Origin of the sequence: Shewanella ulleungensis, assembly GCF_014648315.1 — a bacterium.
Taxonomy (GTDB): domain Bacteria; phylum Pseudomonadota; class Gammaproteobacteria; order Enterobacterales; family Shewanellaceae; genus Shewanella; species Shewanella ulleungensis.
The window spans coordinates 68682-88620 of the sequence record NZ_BMQW01000003.1 but is presented as its reverse complement, the minus strand read 5'-3'; the positions used below and the strand labels follow the sequence as shown (position 1 = coordinate 88620).

At 40.5% G+C, this 19939-nt stretch carries 15 protein-coding genes, 1 tRNA gene and 1 pseudogene; 5 read left to right on the top strand and 12 right to left on the bottom strand.

The genetic code is table 11. From position 1 onward, the window contains the following. Nucleotides 1-23: 23 nt before the first annotated feature. From uvrC to IEY40_RS07135, 6 genes and pseudogenes are all read right to left on the bottom strand, one after another. Nucleotides 24-1856: an excinuclease ABC subunit UvrC gene (gene uvrC / locus IEY40_RS07160; RefSeq protein ID WP_188954739.1), complete on the bottom strand. Its 1833-nt coding sequence runs from the start codon at nucleotides 1854-1856 to the stop codon at nucleotides 24-26. A gap of 39 nt (nucleotides 1857-1895) precedes the next feature. Then, a complete protein-coding gene (gene uvrY / locus IEY40_RS07155; RefSeq protein WP_188954737.1) occupies nucleotides 1896-2540 on the bottom strand; it encodes a UvrY/SirA/GacA family response regulator transcription factor in 645 nt (214 codons plus the stop codon). A 260-nt stretch (nucleotides 2541-2800) separates the two neighbouring features. Next, a pseudogene (locus IEY40_RS07150) lies at nucleotides 2801-3219 on the bottom strand (secondary thiamine-phosphate synthase enzyme YjbQ). Nucleotides 3220-3720: 501 nt separating this feature from the next. Then, the gene (locus IEY40_RS07145; RefSeq protein WP_188954733.1) at nucleotides 3721-4392 is read right to left on the bottom strand and encodes an SCO family protein; all 672 of its coding nucleotides are present in this window, start codon (nucleotides 4390-4392) and stop codon (nucleotides 3721-3723) included. Next, nucleotides 4367-4951, bottom strand: a complete 585-nt coding sequence (locus IEY40_RS07140) for a toxin-antitoxin system YwqK family antitoxin (RefSeq protein WP_229777044.1) — start codon at nucleotides 4949-4951, stop codon at nucleotides 4367-4369. The genes IEY40_RS07145 and IEY40_RS07140 overlap by 26 nt, the downstream gene beginning before the upstream one ends. Then, nucleotides 4938-5777, bottom strand: coding sequence for a YHYH protein (locus IEY40_RS07135; protein ID WP_188954730.1), 840 nt, complete (start codon nucleotides 5775-5777; stop codon nucleotides 4938-4940). Before IEY40_RS07135 ends, IEY40_RS07140 begins: the two co-directional genes overlap by 14 nt. A gap of 408 nt (nucleotides 5778-6185) precedes the next feature. Between IEY40_RS07135 and IEY40_RS07130 the strand changes: the two genes are divergently transcribed. After that, entirely contained in the window at nucleotides 6186-7652 is a 1467-nt protein-coding gene (locus IEY40_RS07130; RefSeq protein WP_188954728.1) for a DASS family sodium-coupled anion symporter, read from the top strand. 106 nt (nucleotides 7653-7758) lie between these two features. On the opposite strand, the gene IEY40_RS07125 is transcribed toward IEY40_RS07130, so the two are convergent. Continuing rightward, entirely contained in the window at nucleotides 7759-9387 is a 1629-nt protein-coding gene (locus tag IEY40_RS07125; RefSeq protein WP_188954726.1) for a methyl-accepting chemotaxis protein, read from the bottom strand. A gap of 510 nt (nucleotides 9388-9897) precedes the next feature. Here IEY40_RS07125 and IEY40_RS07120 point away from each other — a divergent pair. Together IEY40_RS07120 and yidZ are read left to right on the top strand one after the other, a co-directional pair. Further along, complete coding sequence (locus tag IEY40_RS07120; RefSeq protein WP_188954724.1) at nucleotides 9898-11127, top strand: MFS transporter; 1230 nt, start codon at nucleotides 9898-9900, stop codon at nucleotides 11125-11127. Further along, nucleotides 11102-12076: an HTH-type transcriptional regulator YidZ gene (gene yidZ / locus IEY40_RS07115; RefSeq protein ID WP_188954722.1), complete on the top strand. Its 975-nt coding sequence runs from the start codon at nucleotides 11102-11104 to the stop codon at nucleotides 12074-12076. The genes IEY40_RS07120 and yidZ overlap by 26 nt, the downstream gene beginning before the upstream one ends. A gap of 11 nt (nucleotides 12077-12087) precedes the next feature. Here yidZ and IEY40_RS07110 read toward each other — a convergent pair whose 3' ends face one another. Together IEY40_RS07110 and IEY40_RS07105 are read right to left on the bottom strand one after the other, a co-directional pair. Beyond that, a complete protein-coding gene (locus IEY40_RS07110; RefSeq protein WP_188954720.1) occupies nucleotides 12088-12876 on the bottom strand; it encodes a hypothetical protein in 789 nt (262 codons plus the stop codon). An 87-nt stretch (nucleotides 12877-12963) separates the two neighbouring features. Continuing rightward, nucleotides 12964-13053 (bottom strand) — tRNA-Ser (locus tag IEY40_RS07105). Nucleotides 13054-13302: 249 nt separating this feature from the next. On the opposite strand from IEY40_RS07105, the gene IEY40_RS07100 reads away from it, so the two are divergent. Both IEY40_RS07100 and fabA read left to right on the top strand, forming a co-directional pair. Continuing rightward, complete coding sequence (locus tag IEY40_RS07100) at nucleotides 13303-15042, top strand: S16 family serine protease (RefSeq protein WP_188955312.1); 1740 nt, start codon at nucleotides 13303-13305, stop codon at nucleotides 15040-15042. A 75-nt stretch (nucleotides 15043-15117) separates the two neighbouring features. After that, the gene (fabA, locus tag IEY40_RS07095; RefSeq protein WP_188954717.1) at nucleotides 15118-15633 is read left to right on the top strand and encodes a bifunctional 3-hydroxydecanoyl-ACP dehydratase/trans-2-decenoyl-ACP isomerase; all 516 of its coding nucleotides are present in this window, start codon (nucleotides 15118-15120) and stop codon (nucleotides 15631-15633) included. A gap of 60 nt (nucleotides 15634-15693) precedes the next feature. Here the strand turns inward: fabA and rmf are convergent, their stop codons facing one another. The 3 genes from rmf to IEY40_RS07080 form a co-directional block, all read right to left on the bottom strand. Continuing rightward, on the bottom strand, nucleotides 15694-15870 hold the full coding sequence (gene rmf, locus IEY40_RS07090; RefSeq protein WP_160053401.1) for a ribosome modulation factor: 177 nt from the start codon (nucleotides 15868-15870) through the stop codon (nucleotides 15694-15696). 230 nt (nucleotides 15871-16100) lie between these two features. Then, the gene (locus IEY40_RS07085) at nucleotides 16101-17996 is read right to left on the bottom strand and encodes a DUF3466 family protein (RefSeq protein WP_188954716.1); all 1896 of its coding nucleotides are present in this window, start codon (nucleotides 17994-17996) and stop codon (nucleotides 16101-16103) included. 25 nt (nucleotides 17997-18021) lie between these two features. Further along, on the bottom strand, nucleotides 18022-19938 hold the full coding sequence (locus IEY40_RS07080) for an ABC transporter ATP-binding protein (RefSeq protein ID WP_188954714.1): 1917 nt from the start codon (nucleotides 19936-19938) through the stop codon (nucleotides 18022-18024). Nucleotide 19939: the final 1 nt, after the last annotated feature.

Genomic DNA, 19939 nt, shown 5'->3' with positions numbered 1-19939 from the left:
GCAGCGCCAATCTTGCCTTAATTTTAGCCCCCTCGCAATGCATCATGGATTGTTTGTGCCATTTCTAAGCTAATTCCGGGAACTTTTATTAATTCAGCCACACTAGCGCCTTTGACTTCTTGAATACCACCAAGATGTTGTAACAATGCTTTACGCCTTTTAGGACCAACACCAGGGATAGATTCGAGTGTTGAAGTGTTACGCGTTTTTTGACGTTTGTTTCTATGTCCGGTAATAGCAAAACGATGTGATTCATCACGAATATGCAAAATAAGGTGAAACGCGGGGGAGTCGCTTGGGATCTCAAAGGTTTGTTCACTGCCGCCCACGGTAAAGGTTTCTAACCCTGCTTTACGTCCCTCCCCCTTAGTAACACATATTAACAGTGGTGGATTATCAATCTTAACGCACTTTTCATCGACAATAGTTTGCGCAACTCTGAGTTGGCCAATACCACCATCAATAAAGACTAAGTCAGGTACTTTGCCGTTATTGTCGATTTTATCAAAACGGCGGCTAATAGCCTGCTCCATTGCCGCATAATCGTCACCACCGGTAATGCCTGTGATGTTATAACGTCGATAATCTGCCTTGTGTGGACCTTCTCGATTAAACACCACACAAGATGCAACAGTGCTTTCACCCATGGTGTGACTAATATCGAAACATTCCATGCGTTTAATCGGCTCGTTAAGCTCTAAAGCCTCTTCTAGTAGCTGGAAGCGTTGCTCTACGGTATTTTTGTGCGATAACCGTGTGGCAATGGCATTACTAGCATTTGTCATGGCAAGACGTAAAAAATTGGATCTTTCACCTCTAACTTGGGTTTTTAATTCAAACTTTTTATCCAAAGCATGTGCAATAGATGCTTCAAGCTCTTTAATGCCCTCAAAATCATGGCTAAGTATGACTTCTTTTGGAATGGTGCGTTGAATATCTGCGTTTAAATAAAATTGACCTAAGAATGACGATAACACCTCTTCAATGTCGGTTTCGGCTGGTACCGTGGGGTAATAGCTGCGACTACCAAAAATTTTGCCGTCGCGAATGAACAACAAATGAAAGCAGGCAATACCAGAGGCATAATCCACACCAATCACATCCATATCACCTTTATGATTAGACACTTCTTGTTGCTCGGCCACACGCCTTAATGCAGTTATTTGATCGCGGTATTGCGCCGCTTGTTCATACTCCATATCAACCGCAGCGACTTCCATTTTGGCTACCAACTGCGAAATCACCTGTTTATCTTTTCCACGTAAAAACAATCCAGCTAACTTAACTTGTTCGCTGTACTCTTCATCGCTCACAATGCCAACACAAGGAGCACTACAACGATCGAGCTGGTATTGTAAGCATGGCCGTGAGCGCGACTTATAGTACAGGTCATCACATTGGCGAATAGGAAAAAGTTTTTGCATTAAGTGCAAGCTTTCGCGAACCGCGCCGCCATTAGGATAAGGTCCAAAATAGTGGCCTTTTTCGCGCTTAGGGCCACGATGATAGGCAAGCCTTGGGTGTTTATGGCCGCTCAATAAAATATATGGATAAGACTTATCATCACGCAACAGCACATTGTATTTTGGCATGTACTGCTTGATATAATCGTTTTCGAGCAACAATGCATCGGTTTCGCTGTGAGTCACCGTCACATCGATATGATCAATATGCGACACCAAAGCTTGCGTTTTTACACTGGGGATATTACTGCGAAAGTAAGAACTAAGGCGTTTTTTGAGATCTTTGGCTTTACCAACATAAATCACTTGTTGGCGTATATCGTACATTCGATAGACGCCGGGTGCGCTGGTAACCGTTTTTAAGAAAGACTTGGCATTAAAACCACTAGGCATGATTAAAGCTACTTAATGCGTTACGCGGGATATTCCCAACTAAAATGAACCAGTATCGAGCATTTTGTAACGAATCGCCAAACGGGTCAACTCAACATCACCACCAATACCTAATTTAGCAAATAAGCGATAACGATAGCTATTAACTGTTTTAGGGCTTAAGTTAAGCTTTTCAGAAATATCATTGACCTTTTCACCGTTGGTGATCATCAACATAATCTGTAGTTCGCGCTCAGACAAACTGCTAAATGGGTTTTCATCAGAATGATTAAACTGACTGAGAGCCATTTGCTGAGCAATTTCAGGTGACAAATAACGCTGACCACGCGCCACTTGGGTAATGGCTCTTAGCACCTCAGGCGAGGTTGAGCCTTTGGTTAAGTAACCCGAAGCTCCAGCTTGCATAACCTTAGTAGGAAACGGATCTTCGGTTTGTACTGTTAATACAATAATCCGAGCCTCTGGTTGATAGCGTAAAATCTTACGGGTAGCTTCTAGCCCGCCCATACCAGGCATGTTCATGTCCATCAAAATAACATCAGCTTCATTCTGTCGAGACCACTGAACTGCAGTTTCACCGTCGGGAGCTTCACCAACAACTTTAATACCGCGTTCGTCTTCAAGAATGCGACGTATCCCCGTTCTCACGAGTTCATGATCGTCAACCAAATATACAGATATCACGTTCACCCACCTATTTTTATGCGTTATTCTTTTAAAATCTTTAGGGCCGTTTTATATAAAAAACATTCATATGAGGCTGGAGGCAAAATAGTGCCAATAAAACCCCAGATGTTAATTGTATGATTAAGACGCCTGAATTTAGCATCTTTACATTTACTTACACAAGCAAAGTCATAACCGAAAGTGAAGAATGCATACAAAACAGACAATTATATTATTTCATTTACACTTTACCTGTGTAATAACTCAAATTGGATAGACTATTCGCCTTGGATTGTAACAATTATTGTTCTTGAGGACGCATTATCGCGATGCTCGCACAAATATAATCCCTGCCAAGAACCTAAGTTCAAGCGCCCATGAGTAATTGGTATTGTTTGGCTAACGCCTATTAAGGTTGATTTTATATGCGCTGGCATGTCATCAAGCCCTTCATATGTGTGCTTAAAATAAGGAGCACCTTCAGGTGCAAGCACATTAAAATGACGTTCCATATCACAGCGGACTGTCGGATCTGCATTTTCGTTAATGGTTAAAGAGGCTGAAGTATGCTGAATAAATACGTGCATTAAACCCACCTCAATATCACGCAGTTGTGGTATATGCTTAACCACCTCATCGGTAATAAGATGAAAGCCGCGTTTTTTTGGGGTAGCGTAATACTTTTTTGTGTCCACATAGCGAAAACCTTAAATAACCAAAGCAAAGCTCAAATAACGACGACAATAAAATATCAACCGGCATAAATGCACTTGCCATTAATAAACAGAGCATCATACCATAAAATAAAATGACACAATCAACTTAGAGCATACACTCAAGTTAACCTCATCGATAGAATATATCGCGTAAATATCAACAACACAGTTTTAATGGTAGAAACATCCCTACGACAACGAAGTTAGTAACATAACGAACAATAACCCTCGTTGGCTAAACGATTATTTGTAAAGGATATTGCGGTGAGTAACGAATTTACTGAATGACTAAATGAGGCGTTTCTAAAATACTGACAATCAAAAAAAAGATGATGTCGAAATGACTTAATATAAGTTAAGGCTCACAGAAATAATCTAAGCGAATATTGATTGGGCATAATGGCATCTTGAATGGTCATCAAATAATCTAAGCCATTTCCGTATTCATTCAGACATACGAAAACGGCTTGTAATATCCGAGGTTACTCGCCTATTAAACGTTTTATATCGGTAATCAAGTTAGCAACAGAGGTATTATTTAAACCATTATAGATGCCTCTAATATGCCTATTTTTATCCACCAGCACTAGGTTTTCTGTGTGTAAAAAATCTTCTTTACTGACATATTCGCCTAAATCTTCATTGGCAAAATAAGCCTTTTTGGCAAGCGAGTAAATCTGCTCACGCTCACCAGTAACTAACAACCATTTAGCGGCATCAATATGATTTTTCTTAGCATATTGTTGTAGTACTTCAACGGTGTCATTACCTGGTTGAATCGAGTGAGACAGAATCATAACGTCGTCATCATCAATAAACTCACTTTGTACTTTAGACAACTGCGATTTCATTCGAGGGCAAATACCAGGGCATCGAGTAAAGAAAAAGCTCGCCACATAGATTTTATCTTTTACCGTATTTTGCGTGACGATTTCACCCTGCTGATCGGTAAAGCTAAATGCCGGAACCTGATGAAAACCAGCCAATTCAGGGCTATCAGGTTTAAACCAATGTGGAGTAAAATCAGCACTACCATAGTAAGGTAACTCAGCCAATGCTAGTTCACCACTCGGGTGAGCCGTCACCGGCATAGCCACAAACTGAACAGCTAACGCAGCAATTAATACATTAATCAGATTCAACCACTTCTTCATTTTCTAATCCTACACACATATTTGAACGTTTAAGGCCAAACACTCGCCCGTTAATATATTGATAATTACTAAAAAGTTTACCGTTTCGACGCCAAGCTTGCTGTAAACCAGCTTCAACTCCATCGACATAATTCATCTTTTTAAATCGCTCACCTGTGGCATACCATTGCAAAGACGTTCCATTAACCTTACCTTGATGATAAACCGACTCAGAACGCATATTTCCATTGCTCCACCAGCTTCGCGTTATGCCCTCAAGCACACCAAAAACATAGTGAGAGTCGAACGCTAAAGTTCCGTTTTCAAACCATTGGCGTAAAAATCCGTCTCGCAGACCTTGTTCAAAATGAGCTAATTTTGCCATTTGCCCATTGGGGTAAAAAGTGACTGCATCACCTGTAAAAGGACTATTTTGGTACATCCTTAGCCCTGTTGTTGGCGAAATACTGATGTGCTGACTTGCTACAGGCCCAGCTTTTACCATAAAAAAGTGCCCATAACTCAATCCCGCTAACAGTATTGAGCCCAAAATAACCAGCAATGCCTTAACGGATAGCACTGGCTGAACCTTGATAATTACCTGGGAATAAAATGTAGTACGAGCCTAAATACAGCTCATTTTGAATGTGATAATGGTATTCAGCATCTTGCGCGAATTGGGTTATCGACGTATGCCCGCCAGACTCATCTAAGTCTGTTGGGTAAGTACCAGTAGAGTTGCATTTACGACCGTATAAAAAGAAACCATCGGCAATCACACCAATTAAATTTGAATCATCGTCTGAAAATGAAATCGGTTCCAAGTGATAATGATAGCTTTGCGGCCCCGTGTGCGCGCCGTTAAAGTCTAGGCTAGTTGCCGCATCATCTAATGGCACACCAGGACCTTCTTCATCGTTATAAATTACCGAACCACTCACTGCAATACCAATAGCACCAAGCCCTGTCGCTGAGGTTGTACTGGCTTTTGATGGTGAGTTATCAACGGTTAAGGTATAAGTGCCCACAAAGTCATCGATATAGCCAGGCGCCATTTTTGCGTAAGAAGTGACTGTAGGTTCCACATGCAGTTCATTGCTAGATGACCAGTACGGGGATGTATGGTTGGGTAATCCGTTTGTTTCAATCACAACCTTAGTGCCACTCAGTACCACGTTGACGTTATCTTGATCAAATTCATAATACGCCGTATGTAAAATACCACTGCCCAGATCTTCTGAATCTGAATCTGAATCTGAATCTGTGTCTGTGTCTGTGTCTGTTACAGTATCAGTTGAACTCGAGCTAACGGTATCGGTATCTTCGGTACCGCCACAACCAGGTAAATTCAACAATAAGGCGCAGGAAATCGCAATCGTCAGTAAACGTAAAGGATAGGGATTCATGTGATATCTCATGATGTAAACATAAGACAAAGCTTAACAATGAAATGTGCAGAAAACATGCAGAAATCATGAATAAACAGCACGTTTGTATCTATTTTGTTAATCCCGTTAATCCCGTTAATACTCTTTGCATCATACTTAATATATGTTTGATTATATTAGACTGAAGAATTCTGCATCAACTGAATCACAAAGCATATTGGCATATTTAACACTTGTCAGAACTAAGCTGCCCCATTATTTTTCAACTAATTATGATACATAGCCACAATGAGAATCTCTTCACAAAATTAATTATCACAAAGACTTAGTATCAAGTTATCACGATAATTCAACAAAAAAGTTAGTCAACTTAAACCACAGATCTCTTCATGTTAACGGTGTATTTTCCACCCTAAGGATGCGGCAATGAAAAGTACTGATATTCGTGTTATTCCAGGCATCATTTCAATTGCGATAATTCTCTTTCTTTGGTTTATCGTCGAGCCGCCGCAAGGTGTGTCTGCAAATGCATGGCATTTGCTTGCGCTATTTGTTGGTACCGTTGTCGCTATTATCGGTAAAGCAATGCCTATTGGGGCTATTGCGGTGTTAGCCATTACCTTAGTCGCGTTGACTGGCGTAACTAATGACAAGCCATCAGATGCAATTAAAGATGCACTAAGCGGCTTTTCTAATTCATTAATTTGGCTAATAGGTATTGCGATTATTATCTCGCGAGGATTAGCCAAAACAGGTCTTGGAAACCGGATTGGTTATTACTTTATTTCTCTGTTTGGTCGAAAAACCATTGGCATTGGGTATGCATTAGCACTATCAGAACTCGTCATCGCGCCCGTTACACCCAGCAATACTGCGCGAGGAGGTGGAATTATCCATCCAATAATGAAATCAATAGCCTCAAGCTTTGGTTCATCACCAGAAGAAGGCACATCTAGAAAAATTGGTCATTATCTTGCCTTAGTGAATTATCACACCAACCCCATTACCTCAGCGATGTTTATTACTGCTACAGCCCCTAACCCACTAATAGTAAAATTAATTGCCGATGCAACGGGCGCAGATATTAGTATCACGTGGGGAACCTGGGCATTGGCGGCGTTGTTGCCTGGTTTATTATGTATTGCGTTAATGCCTTTAATTATTTATGCCGTATATCCTCCGGAGATTAAACGAACTCCAGACGCCAGCATTTATGCTAAAGATAAATTAGCCGACATGGGCCCTATGTCTTACCCTGAAAAAATCATGATCAGTGTCTTTGGATTGTTATTATTTTTATGGGCAGGCGTCCCCGCCATGATATTTGGTGCTGCATTTGCAGTTGACACGACTGCGGTGGCATTTTTAGGCTTATCCATTTTATTAGTCAGTGGTGTACTAAGCTGGGAAGATGTGCTCAAAGAAAAAGCCGCTTGGGATACCGTGGTGTGGTTTTCTGCATTAGTCATGATGGCCACATTTCTCAATAAGTTGGGATTAGTGACTTGGTTTTCTGGAGTGGTTGAAAGCAATATCGCCCAACTTGGGGTTGGCTGGATGGTTTCGGTGATGATATTAGTGGTGGTTTACTTTTATGCTCACTATTTTTTTGCTAGCACAACCGCACACATTACCGCCATGTTTGCTGCATTCTTTGCGGCAGGTATCGCGTTAGGAGCCCCGCCTTTATACCTTGGTTTACTGCTTGCGGGAGCATCGTCATTAATGATGTCGTTGACTCATTATGCCACAGGTACCTCGCCCATTATTTTTGGCTCTGGTTATGTATCAATGGAACATTGGTGGATAATGGGGTTTATTATGAGCGTAGTTAACTTAACCATTTGGGGTGTAGTTGGCGGACTTTGGTGGAAGGTACTTGGCTTTTGGTAAAAATAGCTAAAATAAAATGATTCTACGTTAAGTAAAGATATTAAAGCTGACAAATTACATCGGTGATTTGCCAGCTTTATCATTTCTTCTATTATTAAGCTTGCGATTATTCTGTCTTAAATTGCTTTACGTTTAACTCTAAACTCTGCGCTAAAGCTTCAAGTTGATAACTTGCAGCAGTAATTTTACTCGCCTCCTGTTGAGCTAATAAGGCGGCATTAGTGATTTGAATAAAGTTTTCATTAATGTCTGCAGCAACCACAGATTGTTCCTCTGCCGCTGTCGCAATTTGAGTATTCATATCACTGATTTTAATCACAGTGACATTAATAGCCGTTAATGACTCACCTGCACTTTTAGCTTGTTGAACACTGCTATTTGCTTGATTTTGGCCTTCATTCATCACAGTTACAGCTTTAACCGAACTCGTGCGCATACTTTCAATAACCGCTTGAATTTGTCGTGTAGACTCTTGAGTCCGCTGCGCCAGGTTACGCACTTCATCCGCAACCACGGCAAAACCACGGCCTTGTTCGCCTGCTCGCGCAGCTTCAATAGCGGCATTTAATGCCAATAAGTTGGTTTGCTCTGCAATACCCTGAATAACATCAAGTACCGAACCAATTTCTTTACTGTCTTCTGAAAGCAAATTGATGATGTCGGCAGCTTCACTGACTTTAGTGGCTAAAGCATTAATATCATGTTGAGTTTTAGTCACCTCAATCTGACCTGCATTAAACTCATTTGTGGCGGTTTGCGATAACAATGCCGCATCACTCGTATGGCTTGCGACCTCAGTTACGGTACTCGACATTTGTGTAATTGCCGCAGCACCATTATCGGTAGCAATTTTTTGATTGTTGATAAGATGCTCGTTTTGTTTTGCCGTTTGGTATAAGTCTTTAGAGGCCGAAAGTAATTTATTGGCAGTCAACATCGAATTTTGAGTTATCTCGGTTAAATTAACAGTTAAATCTTGAACCGCACTTAATATACTGTGAGGAGAATCAACCGATAGTTTCACTGTAAGATCGCCACGAGCAATTTGTTGGATTATATCAGCTGCATATTCTGGCTCACCGCCAATAATATTCCTTAAACGTTTAACTGAAGTCAATGCAACACCACAGCCAATTAATAATGCTATAGCAGTTACGATTAACATCACCGACTGAAAACTAGTAGTTTGTTCACGCGCAGCAGACACTTGTTGTTGAATTTGTGTTTCTTGATAATCAATAAGCTTATTAATTCTTTTTAGCCACTCACTGTATAATGGCGAAACGGTCACTAATAAGTGTTCTGTTGCCACATCATTACGGCCCGAGTTAACCATATCTAACAAGGTTTCAGTCGCCACTAATGTGGTTTTCTCAATATCTTTAATCCCTTGCAACAAGCTTAATTCTTCATTGCTGTGCTGCACATTGGCATACATAGCATTAAGCGTCTGCCCTGCAGTAAGGTAAAACTGTTTAAGACGATCAATGTCATTTTGATGTTGTTGTGATAATGAAGCATTGTTGACTAATACGGCATCTCGAATGGAAATGGCGCGGTCATGCACACTGCCTCTGAAATTAATCGCTTGGCGCTGTTCAACTGCTGTCTGCTCTGACAATTTGGTTAAATTATTGTCTGCGATACTTATTTTGAGTAAACCAAACAAGGTTATACCAACCATAATGACCAGTAAACTTGCAAAGCCAAAGTAAAGACGGCTTATTATTCTCATTGTTAAGACCTTTTGTGTAATTAAGTGTATTGGTACTTTTCGGTAAAATTTGAAGCGTAAAATTGAGTCAGTAAAATTAAAAACATAAATAACAAGCGCTAAAGACAACAGCTATAGGCAATTAAAAACCTGACTTATATGAGGGAACTAAAATCAACTTCAATCATTGATGGTAATAGTGTAGTTGATGTAAGCCATTATCGAACACCATAACCAGTAAAGACCGGATAATCGTTTCAATACTTTCAGCAACACTTTTACAGCCTAACCTAAAGGATGGACTGATAGAAAGCGCAAGTGCGATAAAATAATGTTCTGCAATCAGCAGACTCAATACGCTTAGCGGACTACTTAGTTCACTTTTATCACATTTTTCGTCAATGCATTTAAAGTCATCAGATTCAAATTAATCAACAAAATGTCGTAAATAGAAATACCTGTTGTCAAAATGGCAACTCGTACCTACACACCTTTCAATCTATTATTCTTACAACATTAAGTGAGGGTTTTATGACTAGATTTATACTGTGTAGCTTTGCGTTGGTTCTGCTTTACCCCACTGCAATTGATCTTTACTTGGTTGGTTTACCACAAATAGCCAAAGACTTAGGCGCAAGTGAATCACAGCTCCATATCGCTTTCTCAGTGTATTTAGCGGGTATGGCCACCACGATGGTATTTGCCGGTAAATTATCAGACGTTATTGGCAGACGACCCATAGCGATTACTGGGGCCATTATTTTTACATTAGCTTCGTTCATGGGCAGTACAGTAGAAAACAGTCAAACTTTTTTAATTGTCCGCTTTATTCAAGGTGTTGGCGCAGGCAGTTGCTACGTTGTCGCCTTTGCCATTTTACGAGACAAGTTGGACGATAAGCGCAGAGTAAAAGTGCTATCTATGGTCAATGGGATAACCTGCATCATGCCCGTTATCGCCCCGGTGATCGGCCATTTGATCATGCTTAGCTTCCCATGGCCAAGTCTGTTTATTACTATGGCAGGCATGGGTGGAGTGGTGTCTTTATTGTCTGTGCTTGTGTTAAAAGAAACCAATACTACACGCCAATCTTCAATGGATAATTTAACGCTAAACGTCGATACACGCTCTCAATCAGCAAGCCAATCAGCGATAGTGGCAGAATCACTTTACCAACGATTCTTTTTAAGTAGATTACTCATCAGTTCCATTGCAGTCACAGCAATTCTTACGTTTGTAAATGTATCGCCAATGCTGATCATGAATACAATGGGCTTTAGTCGTGGCGAATATTCAATTGCAATGGCACTAACAGCACTTGTTAGTATGCTAACCTCATTTGCTATGCCACTGGCGTTATCATATATCAGGCAAGGTACTTTAATGCTGGTATCGCAAATACTGTTTGTCGCTGCCGCAGTCATACTCGGGTTAACCCAGTTAAGTGCCGACAGTCAAATTATTAGCCTATTTGGTTTTAGTCTTATCTGTGCAGGATTTTCAATTGGATTTGGTGTGGTAATGAGCCAAGCGCTTAGCCCCTATCGTTATCGGGCTGGTATTGCCAGTTCCATTCTTGGTGTTGCGCAAATTTGCAGTTCCGCTTTGTATATTTGGTTATTAGGCTTATTTGGTGTGAGTGCATTGAATATGCTGTTGTTAATCTTACTGATTGGTGGTGTTATTAGCGCTGTTTTAATACTATTCATTCCCTCATCACTGCCGAGTCTTTCCAATGAAGAAATCATTAGCACGCCTTGATCTAAACTTACTGATCACTCTGCAGTTGTTATTACAGGAATTAAGCGTCACTAAAACAGCAAAAAAACTGAACGTGACACCGTCAACCGTGAGCAAATCTCTTAGCAAGTTACGAGAATGGTTTGACGACCCTTTGTTTATAAAAACACCTTATGGATTTAGCCCAACGTCACTCGCCATCAGTATGGAACAAGAACTGGCTGACTGGTTACAAGTCAGCAGTCAAATACTCGCAAAACGCGGCGATGAAATCCCTAATGGCGTGCGCTTTAATCTTGCCATGGAATCGCCATTACTGCTGACCATGTTTAACCAACTTACACAGCACATTTTTCAGCAGTATCCAGACGCTAAAGTTAAAGTTCATAACTGGGACTATGACTCAATTGAGGCGATCATTAGAGGGGAAGTCGACATTGGTTTTACTGGCCGAGAGAGCCACCCAAGGTCAAAAGAATCGATTAAGCTTTTACCCTACTTTATCAATTACGAAGTGTTATTTACCGACCTCCCCTTAGTGTATTTGCATAAAGATCATCCAGCCTTAAAAGAAGATTGGAATATTGATACTTTTGTAAAATACCCACAAATTAACATCACATGGGAAAAGTCAGACACCTGGGCATTAGATGAAGTGTTAATAGAAATGGGCTTAAGCCGTAATATTGAATTAACCATGGCCACGTTCGAACAATCTTTGTTTATGACAGCGCAGCCTGGTCACAACATGATTACCACTGCACCACAATATTGCCAGCACTACTGTCGTAATATACACCCAGATTTGGTGTGTTTACCCATTCCTGTTGATAAAGCATTACAAGATAAACTGATGATCCCCTTCACCATGATTTGGCATAAACGAAACAATCAAAATCCAAAAATAAAATGGTTAAGAGGTGCGATAAAAGCCTTATATCATGACCTTAATAATACCGACTTGCGTTAGCGAGACCATTTTCAAGAGAACAACGTGGTCAGTTTTTGCGAAAAAAAATGCTTTATCACGTAATTGTTTAGCGCTATCTCCATGTAAAAGTAAAATATCGTCTTAGTCAACCCAGATAAACTTTCGAATGGGTTGTGATTGCAATAGTTCATTAGCTTACACCATTTGAAAAATTGGAATACGGCAGCTAAGTATTCTTTATTGCTTTTGTAGCTTCGGCCTTGAATCAATAAGGCATCGCGATAGATCATCGAGTCTGCGCTGGTTATATCGTGCACGCATTTGCTCTCAGTTTTGAAAGTAGATTTTGATGATACGGTATCAATAAAATGGCGTATGCGTTGTTCAAGCTGCTTGATAGACAGCGGCCTAATGGCTGATTTCTGTTTTGAGATAATAAACGCACTTAATGCTTCGTTTAACCCAATAATAGGCTTTGCTTGCGCCACAGCGGTAGTTTCACGATGCTGAGACAATTTAGTCTCTCTAATGGGGATAGCATGAGGTTTCGGCGTGATGTTGAACGTAATATCAGAATCATCAGCATCAAACTGAGCTCTAAGATGGTTAATGACCTCATCGACGTAGCGAATAAAGTCGTTAATACGGGTTTTATGGTCAATGGACTTGATGATTTTTTTGAGTGTTCCGGCAACATCAATGTTACGGATGACCGCTTCTGCTCTGTCACTAGTCAGTAAGGAGACTTTTACATCAAAGGGGAAACCCTTGTCACGTAAATATTTGGATAAACAGATACGCGTAAAGTATACGTTGTTGGGTGCTCGATAAAGATACATTGTCTGAGTCAATCCTTATGGAGAGCCCCTCAAACGCCAGAAACAAAAAAAGCCGTTGATAATCAACGGCTTTTCTCGTATTTAATGTGGCGGAGGGATAGGGATTTGAACCCTAGAACGGGATAAACCGTTGCCGGTTTTCAAGACCGGTGCATTCGACCACTCTGCCATCCCTCCGAACGGCGTGAATAATATAAGTAACTCGTTTGCTTGTAAACCATAAATTTCAAAAAAATGACTGAATGTTTAGCATTTAAACAGCTTGCTATGATTTTATACATTCGCACTTTGGAAGTGTTTAGCGGTAACAGGTTAAATTCATTAGTGACGTAATCGATTTGAACTAAGAATCAGCTAAGGCTTTTGTGATGCTTTATGCTAATATCATCAGATTATTTTTCGTTGCTATGGCCCGATTATTACTCTATGAATCCAACGTTATTGCCTAGTGCCAAACTTGCCCCTCAATATCATTTACCAGAAACTGCCACATCGGTTTTTTTTCCAAGTCATTTATTGCTTGGACAAGAGCGCGCTGTTGATGCATTTAAATTAATGACCAAAATCGATTCGCAACATTTGTTTCTTGGTGATTTTCCTGGTGTTGATAGACCATTATTTATCAAGGCATTAGTGTCTCAGGCTGATACGCCGTCGAATAACTATTTAGTCGCGACGAAAAAGTTGTCTGACGATGCAGAGATCCAGTTTAAATGGCAAGCTGCAATGCCTGCACAAAATGTTGGCATTGTTGCTAAGCAAGAATCATTGTCATGTTATTTACAAGGTACATTGCGCCGTGCTGATTTACTAGGTCGAATGATTAAAACAGACAAAGCCAGTATTTATAAACCGGGAGCTTTGGCAAGTAATCATATGGTTTTTATTTGTTTAGAATCCATTTGGCAACGAGAAAATCTGTGGGACTTGTTAATGCAAATTCTGCATGATGGTTTCTATCGAATCAATAATGAGCTTGCCCCTATCCCGGTTAATTGCAAAATAATTTTAGTTGGATCTGGTCTTGCTTATGGCCAATTGCGAGTAGAAGACCGCAAATTTAACCGTCACTTCCCTATACTTGCAGAAATGAACAACGAGGTTGATTTAACTCAGCACCCTGAATCCGCTTACGTACAATGGCTTAGCGTGTTGGCTAATGATGAAGCCGCCGAATTGGAACCTTCTAGTTTATTACCACTGTTTTGGTTTAGTTCTCGCCAGGTTGAGCACCAACAACGTTTAAGTTTAAACATGTTGGAGATTAAGCAACTCATCGCTCAAGCCAAAGCTTATGCAGGTAAGTCATCGCTTAATGCTTCTGCTATAGCTAAAGCGCTGGAGAAGCTCAAGTTTCGCCATAATAGCTCTGAAGTATATTCGGCCCAAAGCTTTGACGATAATTTCATAAATCTGCCAACTAAAGGTGCTATGGTGGGGCAAATTAATGGACTAACGGTCATTGATACTGGCGATTACACTTATGGTGAACCGGCTCGTATTACGACGTCAGTGCATTATGGTGATGGCGAAGTTGCAGATATAGAAAGAAAGTCTGAATTAGGTGGCAATATTCATGCTAAAGGTATGATGATTTTGTCCGCTTGTTTATATCGTATCTTTGGCCGTGATGCGCCGCTGCATCTTAATGCTAACATTGTGTTTGAACAGTCATATCAAGAAATCGACGGTGACAGTGCATCATTAGCAGAGTATTGCTGTTTAATGTCAGCCATTGCTGAACAGCCCATTGTACAGAGCCTCGCGGTGACAGGGGCATTAGACCAATTTGGTAACGTTCAAGCCATTGGCGGAGTGAATGAAAAGATTGAAGGGTTTTACACCTTATGCCAACGTCGTGGGCTCAGTGGCGAGCAAGGTGTGATTATTCCTAAAGCAAATGTGTTGCAGCTTAATTTGGAACCTGCTGTAATCGATGCGGTAAATAAAGGTTTATTTCATATCCATGCGATTGAACACATGGACCAGGCAGTTGAAATTTTAATGCAAATGCCAGCAGGCGTTGCCAATGAAGATAACGACTTTGCAGCTGAAACCCTTTATGGGTTGGTACAACAACGACTGGATAAACTCGCAGGTCAAGATGATGACGATGTTGAGCTCAACTTTTTTGCTAAATTGTTAGCTAGGTTACGGATTATATAGTGATCGGAGTTGTTTAGCTTACACGTGTTCGCTATCTTGTTTGAATTAATAGTTGATAAAGTGGTAAAGAATTAAATGGAAAAAGCTAACAGTTTCACTAAAGAACAACTTATCGCCTGTGGTAATGGTAACCTTTTAGGCCCAAATAGACCTCGTTTACCTGTCGATAACATGTTGATGATTGACCGTATTATTACCATCAATGAAGATGGTGGTGAATTTGGTAAAGGTGAAATTGTTGCCGAACTTGATATCACTCCTGAATTATGGTTTTTTGATTGTCACTTTAAAACTGACCCAGTAATGCCTGGCTGTTTAGGTTTAGATGCTATGTGGCAGTTAGTGGGTTTCTATTTAGGCTGGGAAGGTGCTGAAGGCAAAGGTCGAGCTCTAGGTGTCGGTGAAGTGAAGTTTACAGGTCAAGTATTACCCAATGCAAAAAAAGTGACTTATAAACTCAATATTAAACGTAAAATTCATCGTAAATTGGTGATGGGCATTGCAGATGCAACCATGGAAGTTGATGGTCGCCAAATTTATTCTGCAACCGATTTAAAAGTCGGTATTTTCAGCGATACTTCTACGTTCTAACATATTAATGTGTTTTCCCCTATTACAAAATGCCCTCATATGAGGGCATTTTGTTGGGCATTATTTGTTAAATAAGCCACTGAGTCGACCATCAACTCCTTCACGCCATCCACCAAGCCATTGAGACCGTGAGTCAAGATTAGCGTGAGGGCAAACTTCTTTTGATCGCCCTCCTATCCCGGCCTGAAATCCTTTTGAAAAAGCTCTGTCTAAACGATCTCTTTTCTGTCTTTTCATTCATGCGTCCTCTTCCATTTACAGGCTTCTGTTTAACGGGATGAAGCTGAAGCCGTAAATATAGAAATAGACGCTTTTTTAACCAAAATCAATCAAAAAAATGACCGAATTATGGAATTTTTATTAAGGTATTGAGAAATAAATTAAAAAAAATCGAGGAATTATTCCTCGATTTTTTGATTAGTCATTTGGATCAAATATGTTGAAGCAAATATTAACTAAGGGTTGAGTTATTTTTTTACTCTACGGCGAAGCCATAATAGAGGTAATGCGAATAACCAGCCAAAGCTTGCAGCGCCCTGACGCTCATAGTCGGCGTCTTCAACTGAATCTGATGTTGAGCATGGTTCACCTGCAGTTGGCTTTAATACTACCATACGCGGCAGGTAAGAGGTTACAGGCTCACCGTTACCATCTAACTCAAATAGTGGTAAACCATTTTCACCAATAATTAAATCGCCAGTTGTCGAATCATATTGATATTCAGGCTTTAAAATAAACGCAGTACCGACAATGGTGCCGTCTTCGTTAATACTATTGGCTTCGACTACTGAGATTTCAGTATTATAGGTTAACACTTCACCCGTGCCGTCTTGAACACTCACTGTATGACGAACCCAGTCACCTTCTAAGTTTCTTTCATAACCTTTTGACTCACAGGTCAATTGATTATTTAAGTTAACAAATTCAGTGGTAGTACTGTCATACAAAAAGGCCACTTTAGGGCGAGGTAATTCTTTATCGTATGTCGACTCAATATAACCAACAACCTGGCCTTTGTTGTTAATGTCTTTTGGCTTGCTACTTAAATCAGACAGTGAGGTTTGGAAGTCATTAGGGGTAGTAATGCCCTCTTCTGGATTATTGGTATCCAACATAAAGAACTTACTACGTAGATAACCACTGATGTACTTACTGTAGCTACCAACTAAGATACCAGAGTCATTGATATCATAAGCAATTGAATAATAAACATCATCATCCATTTCTACCCAGTTGTACTGGTAGTTGCCATTACTGTCTTTATTCCAGTATGCCGCATCAAAATATAAATCATCTTCATCACCGTTACGATATACATGTGAACGGCCGGCAACATCACCGTCAGAGTTAATTCCTAACCCTTGCGATGTAAAAATGAGCGTCGAATCTTCATCTGGAGTTAACCCTAGTGGTAGCTCTGTACTCTCAGGTAAACCATCTTCATCTAAGTTATTTAGATCCCACACAAAGCCGCGGGTTTGGTATTGAATATAGCGCGTACCATTATCATCTGGATACTGCCATCCTTGGACGCAAATATCAGTAGGAATTGGGTTGTCTTCATCAGTATCTTCTGCATCTTCGATACAATTATCGATACGAGTTTCACTTGATGATGCCAAGGCAGTACTACCGTAACCAACCACTAAATTATCATCATTTACCTTGGATGCGAGTGACCAACCACCGACTTCAACAGTCGCAGCATCAACGTCAGCAGTTTGCTCACGTTCGTAAGTGGTAAATGACGGTAATAATGGATATTCCACACCGTTTTTTACTGCTATCCCACGCATTTCAAATTCACGATAATAGAAATATTCTTGCGTAGTGCTGGTGCCTTCATAATCTAAGGTCAATTGCGGGCCAGTATAAGCGCCTACTTTTACACCATTATTGTTAATGCCATAAAAGAAGGTATCGACATCATTTACAATTAGCTCATCGTCGTCATCATAATCTTCATTAGAAGGGTCGAATGTATCCGCCATGCTAAAGAATTCAGGAACCCAAGAGCCCACGGCAGCATTATCGCTTGCTATAAAAGTAAAGTTGTTCGCTTCAATTTCAGAATAAACAGAATATGTGATCGAGTCTGCGGCGGTTATACCATCTTCGATATCAATCACTGAATCATCGACGTCGTCGATGCTTAGCTTGTTTTTACCTTTAGAAATACCAACAAGTTCGTCTTCATCGTTAACGGCCATGGCATAACCATTTCTCGTGCCATCTAAAGTGCCATTTAAATCGTAATCTTCGATGTTAACAATTTCATATACAGAGGCGGCTTGAGCCGAACCGATAACACTTAATACGCCTATTGCAACTAATGATAAGGCTTTATCAAACTTTAACTTCATGTAACCATTCCTGTTTTATTATGCTTTACTTCAGTGACTCAAGTTCTTCCCAGCGTTGGAAGCACAGCTCTAAATTCTGTTCTTTCTCTGCTAATGTTTGCAGAGCCTTGTTAACCGTTTCTGCTGGCTGACTATAAAAGTCAGCACCACTAACGGTTTGCTGTAATGTTTCTATCTCTTGTTCGAGCTGTTCCATTTGATTTGGAAGCGCTTCTAACTCTTTTTGTAATTTATAAGAGAGCTTTTTAGCAGGCTTTTCAGGTGCTTTTACAGGCTTTGTTTCAACAACGGGTGCTTGTTGGACAACAGTTGTTGCTACAGGTTCCTCAGAATAAAATTTAGCACCCTGAGAAATGGCATCTTGATAGCCACCCACGTATTCAGACCAATGTCCGTTACCTGCAAACCACCAGCTACTCGTCACGGTGTTGTCGATAAATGCTCTGTCATGGCTTACGATAAGTAATGTACCAGCAAAATCAGCAAGCAGAGACTCTAGCAATTCTAAGGTCTCAATATCAAGATCGTTTGTTGGTTCATCAAGAATAATTAAGTTTGCTGGGCGTAATAACAATCTAGCCAATAACAAACGGTTTTTCTCGCCACCAGACAATGCTTTAACTGGTGTACGCGCACGCATTGGTGAAAATAAGAAATCTTGTAAGTAACTTAAAATATGTCGGTCTTGGCCATTAATCGTAACAGTACTTTTACCTTCGCCGACGTTTTCTTCAACGGTTTTTTCAGGGTCAAGAGCTTCGCGATACTGGTCGAAATAAGCCACTTCTAACTTTGTACCAACTTTAATTTCGCCAGATTGAGGTTGTAGCTTTTCAATCAATAATTTAATTAATGTTGATTTACCACAACCATTAGGGCCAATTAATGCAATTCGATCACCGCGCATCACGGTAGTGCTGAAGTTTTTAACTAAATTTTTATCCGGTAAATTGTAGTTAACATCTTTAACATCAAACACCAACTTGCCAGAACGTTCTGTGTCAGACACTGCCATTTTGGCATTACCTTGGCGGTTTAGTCGCTCCCCACGCTCAGCTCGCAATGCCTTTAATGCTCTTACACGGCCTTCATTACGGGTGCGTCGAGCCTTGACGCCTTGCCGGATCCACACTTCTTCGTCGGCCAATTTTTTATCAAAATGGGCATTCTTTTCAGCTTCTACTCGTAACCATTCTTGCTTACCATCTAAATAAGCTTGGTAATTACCAGGGAATGAGATCACCACTCCACGATCTAAATCTACGATTCTGGTAGCCATGCGTTGAATAAAGCCACGGTCGTGGCTGACAAATACGATAGCGCCTTTAAAACTTAATAAAAACTGTTCTAACCATTCGATGGTATCGATGTCTAAATGGTTCGTTGGTTCGTCTAGTAACAACAAATCGGGGTCAACAACTAAGGCGCGCGCCAAGGCAACTTTACGCTGCCAGCCACCTGATAGTTCATTAAGTGGTTTATCAGGATCTAAACCCAATAATTGACAGTTTTGAATGATGCGCGAGTCAAGCTGCCAGCCATTGTTATGGTCTAACACTTCTTGGATACGTTGCATTTCATTTAGCATGCGATCCATTTCTTCAGGATTTGCGTCTGCTACGTCGTGAGATAACTGATGATACTTCTCTAACGCTTCACCAATGTCTTTTAATGCTGCTGCAATATAAGAATAGACCGAGCCAGTTTCGGCTTTAGGAGGGTCTTGTTGTAAGCGACTGACATTGACATCGTTAGCGATATTGAACTCGCCTTCGTCAAGCAGTACGTCTTTTGACAGCACTTTCATTAAACTGGATTTACCCGCACCGTTTCTGCCAACGATACAAACTCGCTCGCCAGGTTCAATGGTAAAGTCTGCATTTTGCAGTAAAGGAGTATAACCGTAGGCTAACGAGCCATTATTTATCCGAACCAGACTCAAT